This is a genomic window from Xanthobacter variabilis (assembly GCF_043831965.2).
In the GTDB taxonomy this organism is placed as follows: domain Bacteria; phylum Pseudomonadota; class Alphaproteobacteria; order Rhizobiales; family Xanthobacteraceae; genus Xanthobacter.
This window is the reverse complement of record NZ_CM195533.1, coordinates 3,491,737-3,512,636: the sequence shown is the minus strand read 5'-3', so window position 1 is coordinate 3,512,636 and position 20,900 is coordinate 3,491,737. Positions and strand designations below refer to the sequence as shown.

Sequence of the window (20,900 nt, the reverse complement as noted above, 5' to 3'; positions counted from 1 at the left end):
AAAAGTCAATCAATCACTATCGGAGCCTATCGCCTTGAAGCGACGGGCTCTGACGGTGCGCGCGACGGTATGCGTTTTCCGCCGTCCGTCGGATTTTTGCCCTACCGTCAGGCCGAAAACGGAAGCAGCCCACGGAAAACAACGCTAGTATGCTGTTTTATAACGATTATTCGCGTTGATTGACGGTATCGAATTTGACGGTAAAATTGGAGCTCGAAAAGGCGTTTTCGATCGTCAACGAGGCCGTTCCCATGCTCACTGATATGGCCATCAAGAGGCTGAAACCAAAGGATAAATTGTACAAGGTGGCTGACCGTGACGGTATGTACGTTTCCGTCGCCACGACAGGCCAAATCACCTTCCGGTACGACTACCGTCTGAACGGCCGCCGGGAGACGCTGACGATCGGCCCCTACGGCTCCGATGGCCTCACGCTCGCCGAAGCGCGCGAACGCTGCATCGCCGCTCGCAAGCTGGTGGCGGAGGGGCTTTCCCCTGCCCACGAGAAGCAGCGTGACAAGCGGCGCAAGGCCATGGAGCGCAGCTTCGGTGCGGTGAGCGCCTTATGGATCAAGGAGGCGCGCATGGCGGAAAGCACCCGCTCGATGCGCAAGGCCATCCTCGATCGCGACATTCTCCCTGCCTGGAAGAACCGCCTTCTGACCGAGGTGACGCCGGACGATCTACGGCAGCTCTGCGCCAAGGTGAAAGAGCGCGGCGCGCCGGCGACCGCCATCCACGCCCGCGATATCGTCAAACAGATCTTCGCCTTCGCCATCCTGCATGGGGAGAAGGTGCCGAACCCGGCTGACGAGGTCGGACCGGCCTCGATCGCGACCTTCCAGCCGAAGGACCGGGCGCTGTCGCCGGCCGAGATCAAGATCATGCTGCAGCAGATCGAGCACGTGCCGACCCTGCCAACCATCCGCCTCGGCCTGCGCCTGATCCTGCTCACCATGGTGCGCAAGAGCGAACTGCAGGATGCCACCTGGGACGAGGTCGACTTCGAGAACGCCGTCTGGACGATCCCGAAGGAGCGCATGAAGCGATCGAAGGCGCACAACGTCTATCTCGCGCAACAGTCGCTCGACATCCTTATTGCGCTCAAGACCTGCGCCGGCAACTCGCGCTATCTGCTGCCGTCCCGCTATGACGCCGACGCCCCCATGTCGCGCGCAACCTTCAATCGCGTCACCGCGGCTGTCGTGGCGCGGGCAAAGAAGGAGGGGCTGCCGTTGGAGCCGTTCACGGTCCACGACTTGCGCCGGACCGGCTCGACGCTCCTGAACGAGATGGGCTTCAACAGCGACTGGATCGAGAAATGCCTCGCCCACGAGGACGGGCGCTCTTCACGCGGCGTCTACAACAAAGCAGAATACGAACCGCAGCGTCGGCACATGCTCCAGGAGTGGGCCGACATGGTCGATGCCTGGGTGAACGGTCAGAAGCGGGCGCCGACGCTCTTGCCGCCGTCGATGGCGTTTATGGGAGGCAATTGAGAATCGGGCAAAGCACGAAGCGCCGGACCTTTTGGCATTTCCTCAGCTAGACTGTTACGTCCGGGATGGGGCCGATTGCCGACTGTCGGGTTTCAGTAGCACTCCATAGATAGCGGCCGTTTGCTACCGTAGCCCACCCGCGCGATATGCCGCCAATAGGGCTGCGAACGCGCGATATCTACATTCCAGATCAGCACATCGGCACCATCAAGGTGAAGTCGCGCAATTTTCACTAATCGTTCCTGCTCTATCCGTCCGTCAGTGACCCCGCAGACCAAACTCTGCGATGACTGCAGGTCGGGCGGCCAGAAGGCGTTCGAGGTGGCTTTCCGCCCACATCTCAACGCGCGGGGATGCACCGCTCGCATTGTGCTGCTCGATCCAGGTAACCGCATCAGCGGTGAACCGCCCGCTCGTCGCCAAGATGAGAACATCGACCCGAGGATTCGGCCAAAGTGCCATTTGATCCTTGGTCGACGAGACCTCCGCAACGCTCACGCTACGGGTCTTCCAGTGCTTGCATTGAATGACGACACGAAGGCGGATGGTGCCTGACAGTTCGTCCTGGATCACGCGCATCACAGAGAGGTCACGTCCCCTGTCCGGCGCTCTCGTCTGCATGAGCCACTCTGGATTTTCATAGCCTGGCGTGTCGCTGATGAGCGTGAAAATCAGACGCTCGAAAGTCTGATCGTCGATCTTCGACCAAGCCAACGCTGTGGTGATAGGGCCCGTCGGCCGCGCTGCGACCAGGGCCGACAAGTCCTCGACCTGAACCGGCACGGCCTCGTTGGCGCCATACAAACCCTTGCGGAGCGTGCCTTTGACGTCCGGCCAGTCCATCGCTTCGATATCATGGAGATCGCCGACACATCCAAAATGCATGTGACGCATCATGTCGGACCACCGCGCTGGTTTCTTCACGCTCGAGCCGAGCAGAACCTCGATCTGCCTCATATGCTCGCGCATCTCATTCCAGACTTCTTTTTCGATCTGGTGCGGACGCTCCGCATCCGGCCCGACGACCGCGCGAACGCCGCGAATGTCCGCGTCAATCTGATCGATCAGGCTGATGAGCGCGTCTCGGATGAGCGCTCTTCGCATATTGTTGAACCGGAAACGATACTCTTGGAGTTCACGTCCGGGCTCCTCAATCCAGCGTTCGACGGACACGTGCGCGCTCGGCTCATCAATCTCCATCGCGTCCAGTCGGCTTTGGGCTACTCCGTCGAGATCCGGCGGCGTTGCGGTCGGCTTCCATCCCCCGATTTTCGGAAGGCTAGCGACGAGAAGATCGAATGAACGAACCCGATCTTCATATTCGACATTCGCGCCAAAATTGATCCCGGTCGGGATCATCGAAGCGATCTCATCCCACAATCGTTCCAGCTTGATGAGATTGGCTTCCGTCGCCTCGAACTGCTCCAGAGCCGCCATCAAAGTGCTGCTTGTCGAATCCAACGCTGGCATGCGCCTCCACTCCGCCTCCTCAAGATAAAACGATCCACTCGAAATTAGTGCGCTCTACCGGCCAACTTCGCTTTTCCTGCCTCCAGGATCGAGGACAACATCGTCTCCATCGCCTCCTCAAGGCTATCCGGTTCTTCCGCCCGCAGCCGCTCCGCCTCCACGACGAAGCCGGATAGCAGATCCCGAATGACCTCGGGCGACGCGGTCAAAGTCCCTAACATCCTCAATGAATTCTGCGCATAGCCAAGAAACTCCGCGTTTCTCTCAGTGATTTTTTCGAGCATTTCCTTGGTAATGCGCTCGCTTGGCGCGACGAATTCCCCGTCCAACCAATCCACATAGAACGATGCGTTTTTGTTTCGGTTCGAGTCATCGTGAAACGCATCTTGCGTCTTCTTGAACGCCTCTCTCGCAGCATCCCAATCACCGCGCGCCCGCGCCGCCAACTCATCCTCTGAAGGTTCCAGCATGTAGGCATTCGACTTGTTCTTCGAGGAATGGCGGGCAAATGCAGCCAGCACCTTCTTCTGATTCACTTCGAAACCTAGAACCAGGCTGACGGCCCACACTCCGAGATTGCTGACTTTCGAACACTCCTCGAGCGAAATCTGGTGAAGGCAAAGAGCCCGGGCGACACCACCGGCTTTCGCCAGCAGCTCGGCCTCAAAAAATAGCTGCTCGGCATTGGCGAAGGTTTTCTCCGCACCTTGAAGCAGAACGTCCAGCGACGCCTCCTTCTCATTTTCTCTCCCATCAGCCACCCGCATCTCCATTGAAGAGAACTTCGGTCAGGTTTTCTGGCGGTGACCAAATCCCCGACTTCGCCTTCACATATGTTCGGCATAGAGTAACGATCTTGTCCTGATCGCCAAACCTCAGCTTTTCCCGCTCGATTGTCGTCAGCTGTTCAAAAGCATTCTCGGTGAACCCATAGGTCGACAAAAACAGGCCTCCGTCCTTCTTCTCCTTCACGATCACCTTCAGGAGCTTCATCACAGCGTCAGCACCGACCCTCGTCGATGACCGCCAGTGCTTTATCTCGACGTAATAGATCGCTCGTTTGCCCGCGACCTCGCATTCCAGAATGACGTCCTTCCCGCCATCCTTCGATCCAGGCGTCAGCGTTACCCGGAAGCCGAGCCCATCGAAGACCTCGGCAACGATCCGCTCAACGTCCCGCCATTCCAAATGAGCCAAGGCACCCGGTTCGCGTGCAATGAGCCGCGCGAAACGCTCACTCAACTCGCGCAGCATGACCCGCACCTCTGTCTCCGCATCGGGCCCAGCTTCCCGCACGAGCTCAAGCCAGCTGCGCAGATCGTCCAGCGCTTTGAGTTCGACTGTCAGGGGAAGGTCGCGCTCGACCGTCGCCCTCGCCGAATTCGTGAAGGCACAATTGCTAACGAGGATTACCCGCCCCATACCTTTCAGAAGACCGGCTCCGATTAATGCGCGAACCTGCTCAATCGAAACCTTTGAGCCTCGTCTATAAAATTTGGTTTCGACGCCCAGCCTTTCGGACAAGCCCAGCGCCGGATCACCGCGCACACCCACAAAGTCGAGACCTTCGTCGCGAGCCCCAGATGTCACCGCTATGTCGAAACCCTCGACCCGAAGGATAGGTACCAAGATGCCGACCAAGATGCGCTCGGCTTCCATCACAGACGGCGATTGGTCGATTTCAAGCCGAGCAATATCGGCCATGATGCGACTATATTCTTCATTGGAAATTCTATTCGGGGCGGTCGTCGCCAAATTTATACCCTCCGATTTCAAAACTCATCAATCGTTCAAAACGCATTCAGCAAGGCATAATCGGTCAGATGGGCCGGCACACCCAACGACTCCATCCGCTTACGCAGCCCATCAAGATCCCCGTAGTAGCTGACCTTCCAGCTCACCCGGTTGACGTCAATATTCGCGATGACCTCCTCAAAATACGGGTGATCAACCTCCGACACCGAATGTCCCATCACAACAATCCGATCGACATCCGACAGCCCGGCAAAGAAGGCTGCGTTTTTCTCGATGACTTTGGCGGTGGGTTTGAACGTGTCTCGGAAGTAATCGTCGACAATCTCCTGCCCTTCGACGACACGCATATCCGCACCCTCCGGATCTTGCTCGAAACGATAGGGATCCGGGTTTGGATCGGGCTCCCATCCATGGCCCAGCACCAACGTCTCCGTTGGGTTCGCCGCCGCTCCATGGATATGCAACACGTTGATGTCGGGAACCCCATACAGACGTTGTAGCGACGGCGTGTAATTGAAGTTCAAGAAGACAGCCGAGGGATCCACTGGAACGTGCTGCCCGCTGAACTCAGCAGCCGATGGGACAGGAAGCTGGCGTATCCATTCGGCGAAGCGCAACCGCAACGTCGTCGAGATCGCCTCGACCGCCTGCTGAATCTCGTACTGGTAATCGTGGTGGTATGCGTCGCTCCAATCGTCGGCGCCATATCCGACCAGAAAGTTGGACGCGTCCTCAATCAGCGAATCGCTGTCCAACGCGGCCAACCGATCCTCGAGTTCGGCCCAGAACTGAGCATCTATCTTCAAGTATTTTTCGACTAACTCGTAGGTCTTGTCATCGGACCGCCGGAGATATTCTCCGAACGCTTTATAAGATGACGGAATTCCGTGGTGGAGATCGAAGCCGTTTCCAATGATATAAAGCGTTTTCCCCATCTAAGCCCTTCGGTGTTTTCCCGTTTGCTAGCGCATTTGCTCATTTGCATTGCTCTTCAATCGCTCACGTCTATATCCGGCTCCGCGATCAACTCCTCCGCCAACTCCGAAAGCCACGGCGAAACATCATCGATCTGAACCGCGCTGGCGTGAGCCCTGTAATAATCGCCAACCGTCCGGAAGCGCTCCCCGAACCGCTCCGTAAACATCCTCTGCAGCTTGGCGTTTCTGCTCAAGACGCTCGACATGGCGCGACCACCTGTCAAGAACCTGATCGCATGCTCCGTTCCGAGCAAATAGAGGTGCTTACGCTTCGCCGTCGGATGCTCCGCAAGCCGCAGGTAATCCTTGAAAACCGAATTCTGGCGGATCGTCTCGGGCCCGCCTCTCCACTGAATGAATTTGAACTCGGCAACCCGAACATTCGTTTCCAGATCGAAATCGCGGCCCGTATTTCCCGCACCGAGAGACACAGATTCGACGCGCTCGTCCGGCTCGAGAATATGTGGCAGACACATAAGGATGCCGAGTGCATGGATTGTGACATTGATCTGTCCGGCAAGCCGCTTCATGCCGGCCGCGGCCGCAAGCACCTCACGTCCTGCCCCAGCATTAGCGAGGAAGCCCGTACAATCAACTGCCGAAACGCCTCGCACCGCGCCTTCGATGCGCGATAAGGTCTGCGTCAAATCCGGGCCAGTAAAGCGGCCGAGCAGTTTAACGATCTCAACAGGATCGGCAGTCAACCTTCTCCCCCCAGCTCAGCGCGCATCCACTCCGTCAACTCTTCGTCCAGAGCGGCGTCGACATAGACGTCGCAACGCGGCGCGATCCCCGCCTTCACGTCGATTACCAGATGAAGCCCAACCAAATACCCGTAGGCTCCTGCCTGTTCGGTCATCCCCTTGAGTTTCCAGATGTCCCCATCGAAGTCCTTGTTGGTCGACTTCTTGACCTCGACGACGAGCAAATTGTCACGCTTCCCGACCCGATGTACGATCAGGTCAGGGACGATCGCGTCCTTCCCAATCAACTCATCATCGCTCAGGTCATAGCGAAGGCGCTTGATCACATCCTCGCGCCGATTCCATTCCAGATCGATCGACCAGCCGGCATATTCCCCATGCAGGAGATCGCGAACCCGAGCGACAAGCGCCCGCTCGGCGGGATCCGCATAGGCAATATCCTTATCCTGCAGAAGTGCACGCACCGCCGCCGCGAATACCGAAAGTACTTCTTGTAAATCATCCCTCATGACATTCATCTACCATGAAGCACCTCAACGAAAATCGGGACCGCGACGTGATAACCGAGTTCGCCCGCAAGAAGACGAAACCCAACACTCTTTGCCTTTCCCATATGCCTGCCGATGGCATCGGGCTCCCTCGAAATTCTGTCAGGAAACCCCAGCCATGCCAACTTTTTCGGAGCTATTTTCCGTGACCGAACAGAAATCGCGCTCATCGCAATGGCTTGCCTGGATGAATGATTATGTCGATGCTGCTAGGCGCTTCAGTTCAGAATACCCGGTCGACGTTGTCTCAGACGAGGAAAGGGAGCTGATAGCGCTCAAAATGGCGCTGTACGCCCGAGCGCTGACACTGTTCGAGGGCGCCTTGCTCCTGCTCGAAAACGACCGACAGCTTGATTTTCGCATCCATTCCCGCTGCGTCCTTGAGGCCACGATGTACCTCATCGCGCTGGACCGAAATCCCGCTTTCGTCGCAAAAATGAAGGACGACGATTTCAAGAGCCGGCATTCGCGGGCTGCTCTTCATCTTGATGCGAAGACGTTCAGCGGCACCGACGACGTCAGGCAACAGCTGCAGGAATTTGTAGATCAAGGGCTCCAGGGCGCGAAGGCAATCCAACTCGGTACGCTCCTGGAGGGCAGCGACTTCGATCGGCTTTATCGCAGCTATCGTGATATTTCCGGGGACGCGGCTCACGTGAGTGTCACCGCTCTCAACCGGCACTATATCGAGCATCCCGAAACCGGCTCGGCAACACTGACCCTTCATCCTGCGCTCGATGACGACGATTTTCAGCGCACGATGACAGAGCTCGGTATTTCAATGACAATTGCCACTCTGCTCATCATGAAGATCAAGGCAAAAACGGACGTTTGGGACGAATTTCAGACGTTACTTCGACGCTACCGGGCCTTGGCGAGTGAGCAGCACCGCGCGGACCAGCCGTCGAAGCAGGATGAGAACGCCTAAAAATCTCAAATTCAGTCTCTGGGGGGAGTTTAGTTGGGAAATTTCATTGCAGCAGCTCACGACGTTCGACAGGTTCTCGTCGGCCGCATCGTCACGATGGATGGGAACGGTACGATACCCTCCCTGACCAACATTAGCGTTGTTGTTATCTCTGCTCAGCGAACGGCAAGTTTCTGGAGCACCAAGTCGTAGTTTGAATGACCAAAATGGAGGCGCAAAGCCGAGCGTCCGCTATCAAAGCGCCGACCAAGGCCCACTCTGGCGCCAGCTGAACGTCGATCTGGCTGGCCACTCCTTTCGAACGACCGGCAGGAAAATGTAGTTCCGTTCATCCAAGCTGAATTGGGGGCTTGACCGGTCGGGTGCGGCGTTGACGAACATCCGGCGCCGGTGCTTTGCGCAAGGCGTCTGTCTCCGATGCGTGGCGCCGTCCGTCGAGCCAGGTCTCGACCTCGGCCAGATCCCACACAACGCAGCGTGGCGTCAGGAAGAAGCGCTTGGGAAACTCGCCGCGCTGTTCCATCTCGTAGATCGTCGTGTCGGCGAGTGGCACGATCTTGCGAAGCTCCGGGCGGCGGATCACGCGCTTGAGCAGATCGGCGAGCGGCTGAAACCGCTTGAAGCTGCTCTCGGCAGGCTCGTTGGCGGGTGGCTGCACAGAGTCGGAGGCCAAGGCCGGATCTTCTCTTGAAATCGTCTGTTCGCGTTTCATGTCGATCGCCTTCGATCGCTGTGGAATGACTGCGACCAAGGTGATGCATGTCGCTCGTTCATTGAAGACATCGGGCGTCGACGTGCGGGAAACGGCGGCCATCGCGCGGGAATCGGAAGGCAATCGCGAGCGACACATCACCCCGCATTCCCCAAAGCCCGGCACGTCCTTTCCTGAGCGCACTGTGCCTGTGGCCTTCGATCTTCCCCTCTCAACGAGCTCCGGTAACGCTGGCCGCCGCCGCGGCGCGCTCAAGCCCGGCCCGCACCCGACCGTGTAGGGCCTGACCGCGCCGCTCGATGGCGCCGGCCGAACGCCTCCTCGCCCTCGATCGGAGGGTGACATCGAATGGAGGTCGACATGGCCGCAGCGCTCATCACCGACGAACTCTATGCCCGGCTTCTCGCCAATGGCGCTCGCAGCGCCGCCGGCGAGGACATCGATCCGCGTCCCGTCGTCAAGCTCTTCACACCGGACGCCGGCGCCACCTGGCTTCTCACCGAAGCCGATCCCGATGACCCCGACCGCCTATTCGGCCTCTGCGATCTCGGCCTTGGCGAACCCGAGCTCGGTTACGTCAGTCTTGCCGAAATCCGAACGTTGCGTGGACGTCTCCGGCTTCCGGTCGAACGCGACCTCCACTTCAAGGCCGAGCATCCGCTGAGTTGGTATGCCGGGCGCGCCCGCCAATCCGGTAGGATCGTCACCGACTGACGATCGTAATCGCGCCCCGCCTTCGGGCGGGGCGCTTCGTCGTGCTCATGAGGAAAGCCGGCGATCAGGATGCACGGCTTTCAGGTTCTACGGCTTTGTACATCCTGATCCGGTCATCATTCCCGGCGCTCGCTTTCACTCGTGCCGGGCGGGTGCTTGGGGGCGCTGCCCCCTGGCGCGGTGCAAGGGATCGCTGACGCTCGGCCGGGACGGTTTCCCCGGCCTTCCGCGCGGATGGCTGTTTCAGACTCTCGCCCATAGGTTCGATCCGCTTGTGCAGGCCGGGTGATCCCCCTCCGTCCCGGCCGCCCTTGCACCTTGCACCCCCCGGTCTCGGCGACGGCCAGGGTTGCAGCGCAGCGCTGCGCTCCAACCCAAGCCAAAGGATCAAGACCATGACCGACACCATCGAAACGACCGCCACGGTTTCCGAAGCCCCCGCCGAGAACGGGGCGGTGCTATTCGTGCCGTTGAACAAGTTGAAGAAGTCGCCTCGCAACGCCCGCAAGACCCCGCACAGCGAAGCCCATATCGAGGCGCTGGCGGCGAGCATCGCCGCCAAGGGAATGCTGCAAAATCTGGTGGTGGAGCCGGAGACGAACGCGGGCGGCGAACCGACCGGCTTCTATTTCGTCACCATCGGCGAAGGCCGCAGGCTGGCGCAGATGCTGAGGGTAAAGCGCAAGCAGATCAAGAAGACGGAAGCCATCCGCTGCGTTCTGGATATCGAGAACGATGCGACAGAGATCAGCCTCGACGAAAACGTCACCCGTGAGGCCATGCACCCCGCCGACCAGTTCGAACGCTTCCGCGAGCTGGCTGAAAATCGCGGGTGGGGTGCGGAGGAAATCGCCGCCCGGTTTGGCGTGACCGCCCATGTCGTCAGACAGCGGCTTCGCCTTGGTGCCGTCAGCCCGAAGCTGATGCAGGTCTATCGGGACGGCGGCTTGTCGTTGGACCAGTTGATGGCCTTCGCGATCACCGAGGATCATGACCGGCAAGAGCAGGTCTACGAGAACCTGTCGTGGAACCGCGACCCATCCACCATCCGGCGCGACCTGACCAAGATGAATGTCGCGGCGACCGACCGGCGCGCGATCTTCGTCGGCGCGGACGCTTATGCCGAAGCGGGCGGCACCATCATCCGCGACCTCTTCACCGAGGATCGAGGCGGCTATTTCGAGGACGCCACGTTGCTGGGCCAACTCGTCATCGCCAAGCTGGAAGGCATCGCCGCTGAGGTGCAGGCAGCGGAGGGATGGAAGTGGGCTTCCGTTCACATCGACTTCCCTCACGCGCATGGGATGCGCCGCAGCTATCCGCATCCGGTGGACCTGTCGGAGGAAGACGCTGCAGCCTATGACGCGGCACAGCAGGACTACGACCGCATGTCGTCGGAGTACGAAGGCTACGAGGAACTGCCGGATGAGGCGGATCGGCGGTTCGGCGAGCTTGAAGCGGAGATCGAACGGATCGACGCCAAGCACCACGCCTATGACGCCGACGAGATCGCGCGCGGTGGCGTGTTCGTTATCCTGAACCATGACGGCACGGCCCGCATCGAACGCGGCTTCATTCGCGCCGAAGACGAGGCCCCGAGACCGGAGGACGTGGAGGGGGCCACTATCACGGAGGATGGCGAAATCGTCGGCGAGGGAGACGGCGAGGACGCCGAACCCCAGCCGGACGACGAGGACGCCGGGGATGCGGGTAAGCCGCTGTCGGACCTTCTCATCCGCGACCTGACCGCCCATCGTACCCTCAGCCTGCGTCTCGCCCTTGGCGAGCAGCCGGAGATGGCGCTTGTCGCCGTGGTCCATGCGATGGCGGCGCAGACCTTCTATCGCGGCGGGGAAGCGTCGTGCCTCGAAATCCGGTTGACCAGCGCCTATCTCGCCTCCCACGCTGACGGGATCGAGAATACGCCCGCCGCGAAGGCGCTGGCGGATCGTCATGCCGGATGGGCGTCGGACATGCCGCGCGACGTTGCGGACCTGTGGGCCTTCGTCGCCGGTCTGGACTATGCAAGCCTCATGGCTTTGCTCGCCCATTGCGCTTCGCTGACGGTCAATGTGGTCAGGATACCGTGGGAGCAAAAGCCGAATGCCCGCGCGACGATGGAGAAGTTTGCGAGCGCGGTGGCGCTGGACATGGCGGCGCACTGGACCCCGTCCGTGCAGACCTATCTCGGTCGCGTCACCAAGGCGCATATCCACGCCGCCGTGCGGGAAGCGGTCGGTGATGAAGCCGCCGAGCGGATCGCGGGTTTGAAGAAGGCAGAGATGGCGCAGGCTGCCGAACGGCTTCTCGCCGGAGCCGGCTGGCTGCCGTCCGTGCTGCGCACCGCACGGCCCGCATCGCGCGATGCGGTGTCGGAAGCGGAACCCTTCGCGCAAGCTGCCGAGTGAGGACGAGCCGGGACCGCGCGAGCGGTCCCGGTTTTTTCCCCCGCTTTTGCTTGGAAAAATTGCGGTCGCGCGAGGGCGAGCTTCGCGCGACCGACCGATGACCGTGATCGTCATCGGGTTGGGAGGAAATTGCGATGATCGCGCTCTTGGGTATGGCCGCCGCCTTGGTCGCCGGTCTTTGTATCCTGGTCTATACACTCGCCGTCTATGCGCTGCCCTTCATGCTCGGCGTGGAGGCGGCGCGTTGGACTTACGCCTCTGGCTCCGGCCTGATCGGCGCGGGACTGGTAGGGCTGATGGCAGGTGTCGCCGCCTATGGTCTGTTGCTGATCCTGTTTACGGCGGTCCGTCTCCCGATCCTTCGTCTTGCGGTGGCGCTCGCCTTCGCCGCTCCGGCTGCGATCGCCGGCTATGCGCTGGTCCACGGCATCACGCGGGAGGTTGTACCGTCAGAGGTATGGCGCATGATCTTTTGCCTTATCGGAGGCGGCATCACCGGCCTGTCGGGGGTGATGCGGTTATCCGCACCGACGAACGGCCACTCCGCGTAGTTAAAGAGTAACGGTTATCAGCAGCAATCAGGAGGCTGCTGAGCCAGCATTCTTTTCAACTGCCTGTTCGTAACCAACTGTTATAGGAACAATCTCGCCTTTTACAACTTCGCGACCCGTGAAGTCGAGGAGAGCACGACCTGGTGCGCCAAATCGTGTTGGATCGGGCGACCCCGGCGTCGGAAATGGGTGGATCGAAACAGACTGGCCGTTCATAGCGCCATCGTGCTTTTCCGATGGCAACTGCACCTGAAAGACTTCGTTTCCATATCCCAAAATCAAGTAAGCATATGCATATCCAGTCACGGATGGTTTTCGCTGTAGAATGAATGCAGCGATAAGATCGTTAGGCATCGGTCCCGGCTGGAACGAATATATGATCGGGCATTGATCGGCAAAAGGACGGCTGTGATCCTTGTCTTGCACCCATGCCATGAGGTGCGGGAAATTTACGATCTCTACGTCCGGAAGCAATGTCAGGCCGATCTTCATGAAAGCCTTAAGCACGGCAACAGGCGTGTAAGCATCTCGCTTAAGCTTGAACGTGATTCTTTTGTTGGGCTCATCGATCTCATACAATGGATCGTCTTCGTAGGAGGAGATGTTAAAACCCTTCTCGCCGTACTCGATCCGCCAACCTGGCGCATCGCCTCCCTTCTTCAGGGTCGGCACACCGCTCTTTCCCCGGATGCGAGCGAAGGTACGCATAGGCTTTGACCAGTTGCCTAGATCGTTCTCGATGCCCCGGCCAAACTTGTCGTTGCAGGTATCGCATTCGTAGGCGCTCTCGATGCTCTTGTTGCCGAGAGACTCAGGTATGGCATGTGCCACCTTGCGAAATGTCACATCCGGCGGACGTTTGCCGCAGAATCTGCAAATCCGATTGTTCTTGTCTCCGAGCATGACCTTATCGCCCGGCTTCAGTAGCCAAGACCCAAGCACGTCGTAGTGAGTTTCATAAAAGGAAATAACATCATCTCTTGTAGCCATCGCGGCATCATAAATGTTCAGCTCTGAATATGCACCCGACATGTATCAACGTTCGCCTAAATGCTCGACTGAAATTGCCAAGGGACGTTGCCCTTCTGGCCGCGCTCTCGGCTGCGCCGGAACCGCGCCCATTGCGCGTTTCCGCCATACGCGTCGATCGCTAACGCGAAGATCAGCGGCGGTTCGCCAAAAGCCCCCTGCCATAGTCGGGTGTCTGGACGTGTCAGGCATCAATCTCCGCTACCGCGTGGTCAGGCTGTGCGCTTTGCCCCATCTTCATCTTTGACGGGCAAGCGGATCAGGCCGGAGCAAATCACCCCACCTTGTCGCAGCATCCGCAAGCCGGGTGACTATGGTGTTCAAAGCCGTGCAATCCGATGGCACGCTCGATCCATGGGGCGGGAGCGCAGCTTTGTCCGCCATACGGACGGGACAGGCCAGAAGCGTTTCAGGCGTCAGGGCAAGCCGCGCTGGTGATGCCGTCATTCGCCTTTATCTGACAGCAGCGACCGGATCGCATCATCATATCTCGTCAGTCCTGTACCGGCCGCACCCACGGCGTCCTCGACCTGCGTGGGTCTGACCGAAGACCGGCTTCGCCTCGATCATCCTCCCGCAACGTCCGTCACCGGTTTTTTCCGCCGCGCGCAAGCGCGCTTTGCATCGCGAAACAAAAAAGCCGGCATCGGCCGTCTTCCACTTCGTTCCAGCCCTTCAGGTGCGGGCTGATCGCCTCCGGTCTCACGACCGCCATCGAGGTCGCGATAGGCGCGGCCCGAGGAACGGAGACACGACAATGGCAACCATCGGCACCTTCACCAAGACTGCGAACGGCGACATCACCGGCACGGTCAAGACCCTGGCCCTCAACGTCAAGGCCAAGTTCGTCCCGGCCGAAGGCGAAAGCGAGCGCGGCCCCGACTATCGGATCTTCGCCGGCGCCACGGAGTTTGGCGCGGCCTGGAAGAAGACCGCCCGCGAAACCGGCCGCGAATATCTCTCGGTCAAGCTGGACGATCCGAGCTTCCCGGCCCCGATCTACGCCAGCCTGGTCGAAGACGAAGGCGGCGAGGCCCACAACCTCATCTGGTCCCGCCGCAGCGGAGACTGAGGCCGTGTTTGCCTCCGAAGCCCCGCTCTCACGCGGGGCTTCGGTACGCTTTTCCGTAATCGGCTTCGTTCAGATTTCACCGCGTCGGATACTGCGCTCATGCTTGTAGTCGAAGCACTTCGACAGTCGCGAGATAAATTTCCCTTTGTGGAAGCGCCACTTCGGTTCGTCGTCCAATATGCCAGTAAATATGTCTCCGGCCATGCTCAATCCCAGTCCATGAAACAATCGAACGAGGACCAAGTCGTAAACTTGGAATGCTAGTTTATTGAATCGATTGAGGGTTGCGACCGACTCCATGCCTGCATCCTCTCCGCGCCGGGAACGGTTCTCCGCTTCCTGAAACTGTGGAACTGTGGCATGCACATAGCGGGATAACTCGCTGTAGAGCGATAAAATCGTGCTGTTCGCTTCCGGATGCGCTTCGAACTCATCAAAATATACTAGCGCTGCAACGTAGTCCTCAAATCGTCGATCTCTGTCATCAAGTCCCCGAAGTCGTTCTTCAAAGCTCCGAGCTTCGGGATGAAAATCGCGAGATGACAATTTTACTGACGCCTCAAGCAGGAAGCGCAGTTCGCGGCGGGCAGCATTTTGCAGCCCCTCCTTAGCATTCATCGAGATCGCAAGTGTAGATTCCACGATATGCGGCGCGAAGCGGAATAAAAGATAATCGTTGCTCGCGTCATAGCGCGTCCCTTGTAAACGCACGTATGTCGTGGCCATAAGAAAATCGGATGCAATTCCCTGAAGGTAACGCAACCCATCTTGGAAGGGCTGGCTGTTCAAAACAGCCTCTTCGTAGCCTTCACGCCGCTCACGCATCTGTCGAGCAATGGGTTCCAATGGATCTTCCGGGTCACTCATCGTCACGCTGTCCTAGTTGCACCAGTTGAGCTGCAATATATCAAAAAGCTAAGGGCTCCGCCCCCGCGCGCTGCAAGGGATCGCTGGCGCTCGTCCGGGCCGGTGTCCCCGGCCTTCCTCCATGTCATTGCGTGCAGGCCGGGCGATCCCCCTTCGGCCCGGCCGCCCTTGCACCTTGCTACCCCGGTCTCGGCGACGGCCAGGGTTGCAGCGCAGCGCTGCGCTCCAACCCAGCCCCAAGGGAGACAGACCATGTATCATCATCTCGCAACCCGGTTCGGCCGCAATTCTCACCAGATCAGCGGGCGCGAGGCGCTCGACAACGAGGCACTTCACCGTCACGTCCCTTCGGTGTTCGCGCGTGAAGCGCATGACAGCCGGTCGGAGCGTTACGTCTACGTCCCCACCATCGAGATCGTGGAGGGGCTGCGCCGGGAAGGTTGGTTTCCGTTCTTCGCCGTGCAGGCGGTTCCGCGCGACGGCAACCGCCACGGCCATGCCAAGCACATGCTGCGCCTGCGCCGGGATGACGGCATAGGCAAACCCGAGGCTGCGGAAGTCATCATCGTCAACAGCCACGACGGGACCAGCGCCTATCAGATGTTTGCCGGGGTGCTCCGCTTCGTCTGCACCAACAGCATGATCGCGGGAGAGCGGTTCGAGGAAGTCCGCGTGCCGCACAAGGGCGGCATTCAGGAGCAGATCATCGAGGGCGTCTACACCGTCGCGCAGGACTTTCCGCGCCTGATCGATGCGACCGAAACCATGAAGGACACCCGGCTCTCACGGGATGAACAGCAAGTATTGGCCGAGGCGAGCCTCGTCGCGCGCTATGGCGAGGAGGAAAGCCCGGTTCGCCCGGATCAGATCATCGCCCCGCGCCGCCGAGAGGATGCCGGGCAAAGCCTGTGGCAGACGTTCAACGTCATTCAGGAAAACCTCATTCGGGGCGGGCTGAATGGACGGCGGCAGACTTCGGACGGACGCATCCGCCGCAGTACGACACGGCCCATCAACGGCATCGACCAGAATGTCGGGCTGAACCGCGCCCTGTGGACGCTGGCCGAGGGAATGCACCGGCTCAAGACTGCCTGACACCCGCAAAGCCGTGGAGCCGGAAATCCGGCTTCACGGCTTTGCGTAGAAACGTGGATCAGATTTCGCGCCAATCCGTCTTTACGGATCGGCAGGTTTCCGCAGAGCAGTGAATACGCGGCTCGCCGGGCATGGCCCGGCTCGCGAAGGAACCTCAAAAAAGATCCGAATTATCTTCAAATATTGATCGTCCAACGCGATCAACATATCGGGCAACAGTGGCTTCAACACGAGCCTCGTATCGCGAACAGTTCCTCTTTCCAGCAACGCATAAATGCTGGACGAGAGGTGACGGCATGCCGAGTACAGATTGGCGCTCGCCGGCCGCTTATGCACATGCCAAGAGCATTTCTGCCGCCGGCTTTGCCTGGGAGTACCTTCGTCGCGATGACGACTATCGTCGCGACTTCCATCGCATGAGACGATTGCCACGTCTCGACGGAGATACACAGACCGCGTTCTCGGAACGCTGGGGGTTGCGATTTCCCGACGGACCCGGCTCTCTCCGCCGACCGGGCCGCGCTGTTCTGGATGCCGTCTCTCCTGCCTGACGCCTTTGAGCTTCGTTCCCATCCAGGGAGCGTGGACGATCCCGCCAGCATGACGATCAGCCTGCCGACGTTGTCGGGTCTCGACGCTCGTGCCACCGAGGATGGGACGTGGCATGGCCTCTGGCGGTCGGCAGAGGTGGACCATCAGTTCTGGCTCGCAGATCCGCCGCCCGGCACCAAGACGGCTTATTTCGTCATCCTGCCGCTCGACGCCTTGCTGGAGCATCGCGCCGAAGCGGTGTTGCGCTTCTGGCGCGCGCTGACCGGGCGGCCAACCGGCGAGCGCCATCACGCTTTACCCGCGCAGACCCGAGACCGGCATATCCTGATCCTGCGCGCCCTCGACGGTCGCACAGACGGCGCCAGCTATCGAAAGATCGCGGAAGCCCTGCTTGGATTTCGTGGCAACAAAGCCGATTGGGAAAGCGATCCTCGCAAGAACCAGACGCGCCGCCTCGTTGCTGACGGCACCCACTATGTGCATGGCGGATATCGCGATCTGCTGCGCTATCCCGCGCGTCTGCCGCCCCGCTGAACGTTGCCGTTCGATCGTCTTCGTTCGCGCCTCCGGGGGGCCGGAAACGCTACCCCCTAATTTCGGCACGCTGCAAGCCGCCGTTCCTCCGCCACGGTTCGCCATGACCCGCTGCCGTCACCGGCAGCCATCCGAACCGCCCCGGAGGCCCGATCATGCTCGACCCGAAGACGGGATTGCCGCCGCGTTTCCTGCGCACGCCCGACGCGGCGCGTTTCCTCGGCATCTCGCTCAGGACGCTGGAAAAGCACCGCACCTATGGCACCGGTCCGACCTATCGCAAGATCGGCGGCCGCGTGATCTACGCGCTTGAGGACCTGCAGGCCTGGACGGCCATCGGCGCGCGCAAATCCACCACGGACCAGAATGCCGGCCGGGTCTTTCCGGCGCGTCCTCTGACGCCCGCCGAACGGGGAGCGCGCTGAATGAGCGGGGCTTCTCGACAAGATGGTAAGCACGGCAGCGAACGCCAGCGGCTCGATCCCTTCGTGGTCGCCACCGGCGATGCCAGCCCGCGCGATCAGCGCGATCTCATGGAACGGCCGTTCTTCTCGCTGTCGAAGACGCCGCGAACCAAGCCGATCCTCTACAAGGCCGCCGATGTCGAGGTGCAGGTGCTGGGGATGCCCGAACACGGCATGGCGACGATATGGGACGCCGATGTGCTGATCTGGGCCGCCTCGCAGATCGTCGCGGCCGAGAACCATGGTCTTCGTACCTCGCGCTTCTTTCGCTTCACGCCCTACCAGCTCCTGCGGGGTGTCGGCCGTCCGACCGGAAACCAGCAGTATCTTCTCCTGAAGGCCTCGCTGGCACGGCTGCAATCGACCGTCATCGCCACGACGATTCGGAACGGCGTGCAATGGCGCCGCCGACAATTCTCCTGGATCAACGAATGGGAAGAGATGACGACGCGAGAGGGCCGCGTCGAGGGCATGGAATTTGTCCTGCCCGAGTGGTTCTACAACGGGGTCGTCGACCGCTCACTGGTGCTGACCATCGACCCGGACTATTTCCGGCTGACCGGCGGTATCGAGCGCTGGCTCTATCGCGTCGCGCGCAAGCACGCCGGCCATCAGCGACACGGCTGGCTGTTCGAGATCGCCCATCTCCACGCCAAATCCGGCAGCCTTGCGCGCATCTCCGATTTCGCGCTCGATCTGCGCCGGATCGCTCTCCGTCAGCCCTTGCCTGGATATCGCCTGTCGATCGAACGCGAGGGGTCGCGTGAACTGCTCCGCATACGGCCCGTCCAACAATTCACAGTGCCTGTGGACAAGCCTGTGAACGGCATCGGCAGATCAGGCGCAAAGGGTATCGGCACATCAGGCGCAGGCCTATCGGCAGATCGGGCGCACGGGTCGCAGTTATCGCTCTGGTCTGAAACACCAAATTCGGCTGCTAACTTAGACTCTAACAGAGAATCTAACTCTTCTTTGTTGGCGCGCGCGAAACGCGGCCGTGGTGCCGGTGCCGCCGGAAGGCGGACGCCATGATCGTCGCGCTCCTCAATCAGAAGGGCGGCGTCGGCAAGACGACGCTGGCGCTGCATCTCGCCGGTGAATGGGCCGGCAGGGGCAAGCGTGTCACCCTGATCGATGCGGACCCGCAGGGTTCGGCGCTGGACTGGTCGCAGCAGCGGGCGCGTGAGAACGGCGTCCCGCTGTTCGGCGTCGTCGGCCTGGCGCGCGATACCTTGCACCGGGAAGCGCCGGAGCTGGCGCGCGATGCCGATCACATCGTCATCGACGGCCCGCCACGCATCGCCGGTTTGATGCGCTCGGCATTGCTTGCCGCCGACCTGGTGCTGATCCCGGTGCAGCCATCGCCGTTCGACGGCTGGGCCTCTGCCGAGATGCTGGCGCTAGTCGCCGAAGCGCGCATCTACCGGCCAGCCTTGGCGGCGCGCTTCGTGCTCAACCGCTGCGGCGCGCGCACCATCATCGCCCGCGAGACCGCCGAGACGCTCGCCGATCATGACCCGCCGGTGCTGGCGACCACCATCGGCCAGCGTGTCGTCTTCGCCGATGCCGCACAGTCCGGTCGGCTCGCCTCTGAAATCGATCCCGACAGTCAGGCCGCGCGCGAAATCGCGGCACTCGCTGCCGAGATCGGACGGTTGATCACGGGAAGGGCACTGCCATGAGCGCGCACCCGATCCGTCGCCGCTTTGCCGCCCGGCCCGCTGATCCCGAAAGCTGGATCAAGGCAGCCGATGCGCCGCGCACCGACGAGCCGGCCTGCTTCACCGCGCGGCTGACCATCGACATCACGCCCGAACTGCGTGGCCGCATCAAAATCGTCGCCTTTCAGCGCGGCATCACCGTGGCCGACATGCTGCGCGATCTGCTCGCGCGTGAATTTCCTTCGACCACCGATGGAGATCGCCCATGACCGGCGCCACCGCTTCCCGTTCTCATGGCGGTGCTGCACCGCGCACCCAGTCCGCCGACGCTTTCACACAAGTCGAACTGACGCACATCGAGAAGCGGATCGAGAACTGGATCAGGTTCGGCCACAAGGCGCGCGAACAGGTGCTCGACCGAAGTCGGCGTGTCTTTTTCTACAGGCCCGGCAGCGTCTTTGCCTTCGTGCGGTGGGCATCGAACGACTTCGGCACGATCACATCGCGCGTCGACATCGTGCGCGCGGTGGCGCCAGGTGAGCCCTTCCAGACGCTGCCTTTCGTGTGTCCCGGCGGCGACATCCTGCTCAGAATCGAGGGCTGGCCCAAGGTCGAGCGCGTCCTTCAGCACATCGATGCCATCGAGGTGATCGGCATTGATCCGATCGAGGTGTCGCCCGATCACTGGCGGCACGTCCTCAACCGTTTGACCGTTGGATACGAGCCGCGTGCCTACACCGTCGATCAGCATCAGGCGTTTCTATTGCGCCAGAGGGCTGAACCATGACCCGGTTCGGCTACATCATGGCGACGTACTTCTCCGTGATGGGCGTTGCCGTCGCATCGTTCATTCCCACGCCGCTGCGCGTCGTCTGGAACGCATCCGCGAGCGTTCCGATCGGCCTCTACACTCTTGCTCCGGCACCGGACCTGGAGGTCGGCGATCTCGTTGCTGTGCTTCCTGACAAACCGCTCGCCGACTTCATGGTGGAGCGCGGCTACATCGGCCGCGGCGTGCCGCTGTTGAAGCGCGTCATGGCCCTGCCGGGGCATGAAGTCTGTCGCTCGGGGCCCACCATAACGGTCGATCATGTGCCGCTCGGTAACGCGCTCGATCGCGACCGCGCGGGCCGCGACCTGCCGGTCTGGCAGGGGTGCCGGACGGTCGCGCAAGACGAGTTCTTCCTGATGAACCCGAACGTGCCCGACAGTCTGGACGGCCGCTACTTCGGCCCGATCCCAGCGCGCGCCGTCGTCGGCACGGCGACGCCGATCTACACCGACGAGGAGGGCGACGGTCATTTCGTCTGGCGTGCCCCGACACGGTGAGTGCCGCACCACCGTTCATCCCACCACCAGT

At 60.7% G+C, this 20,900-nt stretch carries 25 protein-coding genes; 16 read left to right on the top strand and 9 right to left on the bottom strand.

The window, feature by feature from the left end; all coding sequences use genetic code 11:
* The first annotated feature begins 251 nt into the window (after nt 1-251).
* Complete coding sequence (locus tag V5F26_RS15460) at nt 252-1,499, top strand: tyrosine-type recombinase/integrase (protein WP_394946491.1); 1,248 nt, start codon at nt 252-254, stop codon at nt 1,497-1,499.
* 258 nt (nt 1,500-1,757) lie between these two features.
* On the opposite strand, the gene V5F26_RS15455 is transcribed toward V5F26_RS15460, so the two are convergent.
* The 6 genes from V5F26_RS15455 to V5F26_RS15430 all read right to left on the bottom strand — a co-directional run bounded on the left by V5F26_RS15455 (nt 1,758) and on the right by V5F26_RS15430 (nt 6,923).
* On the bottom strand, nt 1,758-2,936 hold the full coding sequence (locus V5F26_RS15455) for a restriction endonuclease (protein ID WP_394946400.1): 1,179 nt from the start codon (nt 2,934-2,936) through the stop codon (nt 1,758-1,760).
* 77 nt (nt 2,937-3,013) lie between these two features.
* The gene (locus V5F26_RS15450; protein ID WP_509210516.1) at nt 3,014-3,742 is read right to left on the bottom strand and encodes an AbiV family abortive infection protein; all 729 of its coding nucleotides are present in this window, start codon (nt 3,740-3,742) and stop codon (nt 3,014-3,016) included.
* Complete coding sequence (locus tag V5F26_RS15445; RefSeq protein ID WP_394946398.1) at nt 3,723-4,673, bottom strand: restriction endonuclease; 951 nt, start codon at nt 4,671-4,673, stop codon at nt 3,723-3,725. The genes V5F26_RS15450 and V5F26_RS15445 overlap by 20 nt, the downstream gene beginning before the upstream one ends.
* Before the next feature lie 86 nt (nt 4,674-4,759).
* The gene (locus V5F26_RS15440; RefSeq protein ID WP_394946397.1) at nt 4,760-5,659 is read right to left on the bottom strand and encodes a bacteriophage abortive infection AbiH family protein; all 900 of its coding nucleotides are present in this window, start codon (nt 5,657-5,659) and stop codon (nt 4,760-4,762) included.
* Nucleotides 5,660-5,715: 56 nt separating this feature from the next.
* Nucleotides 5,716-6,405, bottom strand: coding sequence for a hypothetical protein (locus tag V5F26_RS15435; RefSeq protein ID WP_394946396.1), 690 nt, complete (start codon nt 6,403-6,405; stop codon nt 5,716-5,718).
* A complete protein-coding gene (locus V5F26_RS15430) occupies nt 6,402-6,923 on the bottom strand; it encodes a hypothetical protein (RefSeq protein ID WP_394946395.1) in 522 nt (173 codons plus the stop codon). The genes V5F26_RS15435 and V5F26_RS15430 overlap by 4 nt, the downstream gene beginning before the upstream one ends.
* 175 nt (nt 6,924-7,098) lie before the next feature.
* Between V5F26_RS15430 and V5F26_RS15425 the strand changes: the two genes are divergently transcribed.
* Nucleotides 7,099-7,881: a DUF5677 domain-containing protein gene (locus V5F26_RS15425; protein WP_394946394.1), complete on the top strand. Its 783-nt coding sequence runs from the start codon at nt 7,099-7,101 to the stop codon at nt 7,879-7,881.
* Between the two features lie 328 nt (nt 7,882-8,209).
* Here the strand turns inward: V5F26_RS15425 and V5F26_RS15420 are convergent, their stop codons facing one another.
* Entirely contained in the window at nt 8,210-8,593 is a 384-nt protein-coding gene (locus V5F26_RS15420) for a helix-turn-helix transcriptional regulator (RefSeq protein WP_445329471.1), read from the bottom strand.
* Between V5F26_RS15420 and V5F26_RS15415 the strand changes: the two genes are divergently transcribed.
* From V5F26_RS15415 to V5F26_RS15400, 4 genes are all read left to right on the top strand, one after another.
* Nucleotides 8,592-8,873, top strand: coding sequence for a hypothetical protein (locus tag V5F26_RS15415; protein ID WP_394946393.1), 282 nt, complete (start codon nt 8,592-8,594; stop codon nt 8,871-8,873). The genes V5F26_RS15420 and V5F26_RS15415 overlap by 2 nt on opposite strands.
* A gap of 68 nt (nt 8,874-8,941) precedes the next feature.
* The gene (locus V5F26_RS15410) at nt 8,942-9,307 is read left to right on the top strand and encodes a DUF2958 domain-containing protein (RefSeq protein ID WP_509210515.1); all 366 of its coding nucleotides are present in this window, start codon (nt 8,942-8,944) and stop codon (nt 9,305-9,307) included.
* 395 nt (nt 9,308-9,702) lie between these two features.
* Nucleotides 9,703-11,715 carry a ParB/RepB/Spo0J family partition protein gene (locus V5F26_RS15405; RefSeq protein ID WP_394946391.1) on the top strand — a complete coding sequence of 671 codons (2,013 nt, stop codon included), beginning with the start codon at nt 9,703-9,705 and terminating at the stop codon, nt 11,713-11,715.
* Between the two features lie 134 nt (nt 11,716-11,849).
* Nucleotides 11,850-12,266 (top strand): hypothetical protein, encoded by a 417-nt coding sequence (locus V5F26_RS15400; RefSeq protein ID WP_394946390.1) that lies wholly within the window; start codon nt 11,850-11,852, stop codon nt 12,264-12,266.
* A 27-nt stretch (nt 12,267-12,293) separates the two neighbouring features.
* Here V5F26_RS15400 and V5F26_RS15395 read toward each other — a convergent pair whose 3' ends face one another.
* Nucleotides 12,294-13,298: an HNH endonuclease gene (locus tag V5F26_RS15395; RefSeq protein WP_394946389.1), complete on the bottom strand. Its 1,005-nt coding sequence runs from the start codon at nt 13,296-13,298 to the stop codon at nt 12,294-12,296.
* A 754-nt stretch (nt 13,299-14,052) separates the two neighbouring features.
* Between V5F26_RS15395 and V5F26_RS15390 the strand changes: the two genes are divergently transcribed.
* Nucleotides 14,053-14,367 (top strand): DUF736 domain-containing protein, encoded by a 315-nt coding sequence (locus V5F26_RS15390; RefSeq protein WP_394946388.1) that lies wholly within the window; start codon nt 14,053-14,055, stop codon nt 14,365-14,367.
* Between the two features lie 69 nt (nt 14,368-14,436).
* Here V5F26_RS15390 and V5F26_RS15385 read toward each other — a convergent pair whose 3' ends face one another.
* Nucleotides 14,437-15,234: a hypothetical protein gene (locus V5F26_RS15385; RefSeq protein WP_394946387.1), complete on the bottom strand. Its 798-nt coding sequence runs from the start codon at nt 15,232-15,234 to the stop codon at nt 14,437-14,439.
* A gap of 252 nt (nt 15,235-15,486) precedes the next feature.
* Here V5F26_RS15385 and V5F26_RS15380 point away from each other — a divergent pair, with 252 nt between their 5' ends.
* From V5F26_RS15380 to V5F26_RS15340, 9 genes are all read left to right on the top strand, one after another.
* The gene (locus V5F26_RS15380; protein ID WP_394946386.1) at nt 15,487-16,329 is read left to right on the top strand and encodes a DUF932 domain-containing protein; all 843 of its coding nucleotides are present in this window, start codon (nt 15,487-15,489) and stop codon (nt 16,327-16,329) included.
* A gap of 131 nt (nt 16,330-16,460) precedes the next feature.
* Nucleotides 16,461-16,880: a transcriptional regulator domain-containing protein gene (locus V5F26_RS15375; protein WP_394946385.1), complete on the top strand. Its 420-nt coding sequence runs from the start codon at nt 16,461-16,463 to the stop codon at nt 16,878-16,880.
* A gap of 49 nt (nt 16,881-16,929) precedes the next feature.
* The gene (locus V5F26_RS15370; protein ID WP_394946384.1) at nt 16,930-17,415 is read left to right on the top strand and encodes a DUF2285 domain-containing protein; all 486 of its coding nucleotides are present in this window, start codon (nt 16,930-16,932) and stop codon (nt 17,413-17,415) included.
* A gap of 155 nt (nt 17,416-17,570) precedes the next feature.
* Nucleotides 17,571-17,840 (top strand): helix-turn-helix transcriptional regulator, encoded by a 270-nt coding sequence (locus V5F26_RS15365; protein ID WP_073625759.1) that lies wholly within the window; start codon nt 17,571-17,573, stop codon nt 17,838-17,840.
* A complete protein-coding gene (locus V5F26_RS15360; RefSeq protein WP_394946383.1) occupies nt 17,841-18,911 on the top strand; it encodes a replication initiator protein A in 1,071 nt (356 codons plus the stop codon).
* Nucleotides 18,908-19,561, top strand: a complete 654-nt coding sequence (parA, locus tag V5F26_RS15355; protein ID WP_394946382.1) for a ParA family partition ATPase — start codon at nt 18,908-18,910, stop codon at nt 19,559-19,561. The genes V5F26_RS15360 and parA overlap by 4 nt, the downstream gene beginning before the upstream one ends.
* A complete protein-coding gene (locus V5F26_RS15350) occupies nt 19,558-19,809 on the top strand; it encodes a hypothetical protein (RefSeq protein WP_394946381.1) in 252 nt (83 codons plus the stop codon). The genes parA and V5F26_RS15350 overlap by 4 nt, the downstream gene beginning before the upstream one ends.
* Nucleotides 19,806-20,327 carry a DUF2840 domain-containing protein gene (locus V5F26_RS15345; protein ID WP_394946380.1) on the top strand — a complete coding sequence of 174 codons (522 nt, stop codon included), beginning with the start codon at nt 19,806-19,808 and terminating at the stop codon, nt 20,325-20,327. The genes V5F26_RS15350 and V5F26_RS15345 overlap by 4 nt, the downstream gene beginning before the upstream one ends.
* Nucleotides 20,324-20,869, top strand: coding sequence for a S26 family signal peptidase (locus V5F26_RS15340; RefSeq protein WP_394946379.1), 546 nt, complete (start codon nt 20,324-20,326; stop codon nt 20,867-20,869). The genes V5F26_RS15345 and V5F26_RS15340 overlap by 4 nt, the downstream gene beginning before the upstream one ends.
* Nucleotides 20,870-20,900: the final 31 nt, after the last annotated feature.

Bases quoted from the DNA above. Each gene is read 5' to 3' on its own strand.
- V5F26_RS15420 (WP_445329471.1), bottom strand. From the start codon at position 8,593: ATGAAACGCGAACAGACGATTTCAAGAGAAGATCCGGCCTTGGCCTCC.
- parA (WP_394946382.1), top strand. From the start codon at position 18,908: ATGATCGTCGCGCTCCTCAATCAGAAGGGCGGCGTCGGCAAGACGACG.
- V5F26_RS15360 (WP_394946383.1), top strand. From the start codon at position 17,841: ATGAGCGGGGCTTCTCGACAAGATGGTAAGCACGGCAGCGAACGCCAG.
- V5F26_RS15350 (WP_394946381.1), top strand. From the start codon at position 19,558: ATGAGCGCGCACCCGATCCGTCGCCGCTTTGCCGCCCGGCCCGCTGAT.
- V5F26_RS15410 (WP_509210515.1), top strand. From the start codon at position 8,942: ATGGAGGTCGACATGGCCGCAGCGCTCATCACCGACGAACTCTATGCC.
- V5F26_RS15375 (WP_394946385.1), top strand. From the start codon at position 16,461: ATGGCCCGGCTCGCGAAGGAACCTCAAAAAAGATCCGAATTATCTTCA.
- V5F26_RS15455 (WP_394946400.1), bottom strand. From the start codon at position 2,936: ATGGCGGCTCTGGAGCAGTTCGAGGCGACGGAAGCCAATCTCATCAAG.
- V5F26_RS15365 (WP_073625759.1), top strand. From the start codon at position 17,571: ATGCTCGACCCGAAGACGGGATTGCCGCCGCGTTTCCTGCGCACGCCC.
- V5F26_RS15370 (WP_394946384.1), top strand. From the start codon at position 16,930: ATGACGATCAGCCTGCCGACGTTGTCGGGTCTCGACGCTCGTGCCACC.
- V5F26_RS15430 (WP_394946395.1), bottom strand. From the start codon at position 6,923: ATGAATGTCATGAGGGATGATTTACAAGAAGTACTTTCGGTATTCGCG.
- V5F26_RS15385 (WP_394946387.1), bottom strand. From the start codon at position 15,234: ATGAGTGACCCGGAAGATCCATTGGAACCCATTGCTCGACAGATGCGT.
- V5F26_RS15450 (WP_509210516.1), bottom strand. From the start codon at position 3,742: ATGGAGATGCGGGTGGCTGATGGGAGAGAAAATGAGAAGGAGGCGTCG.
- V5F26_RS15400 (WP_394946390.1), top strand. From the start codon at position 11,850: ATGATCGCGCTCTTGGGTATGGCCGCCGCCTTGGTCGCCGGTCTTTGT.
- V5F26_RS15460 (WP_394946491.1), top strand. From the start codon at position 252: ATGCTCACTGATATGGCCATCAAGAGGCTGAAACCAAAGGATAAATTG.
- V5F26_RS15380 (WP_394946386.1), top strand. From the start codon at position 15,487: ATGTATCATCATCTCGCAACCCGGTTCGGCCGCAATTCTCACCAGATC.
- V5F26_RS15445 (WP_394946398.1), bottom strand. From the start codon at position 4,673: ATGGCCGATATTGCTCGGCTTGAAATCGACCAATCGCCGTCTGTGATG.
- V5F26_RS15405 (WP_394946391.1), top strand. From the start codon at position 9,703: ATGACCGACACCATCGAAACGACCGCCACGGTTTCCGAAGCCCCCGCC.
- V5F26_RS15390 (WP_394946388.1), top strand. From the start codon at position 14,053: ATGGCAACCATCGGCACCTTCACCAAGACTGCGAACGGCGACATCACC.
- V5F26_RS15440 (WP_394946397.1), bottom strand. From the start codon at position 5,659: ATGGGGAAAACGCTTTATATCATTGGAAACGGCTTCGATCTCCACCAC.
- V5F26_RS15395 (WP_394946389.1), bottom strand. From the start codon at position 13,298: ATGTCGGGTGCATATTCAGAGCTGAACATTTATGATGCCGCGATGGCT.
- V5F26_RS15345 (WP_394946380.1), top strand. From the start codon at position 19,806: ATGACCGGCGCCACCGCTTCCCGTTCTCATGGCGGTGCTGCACCGCGC.
- V5F26_RS15340 (WP_394946379.1), top strand. From the start codon at position 20,324: ATGACCCGGTTCGGCTACATCATGGCGACGTACTTCTCCGTGATGGGC.
- V5F26_RS15415 (WP_394946393.1), top strand. From the start codon at position 8,592: ATGTCGATCGCCTTCGATCGCTGTGGAATGACTGCGACCAAGGTGATG.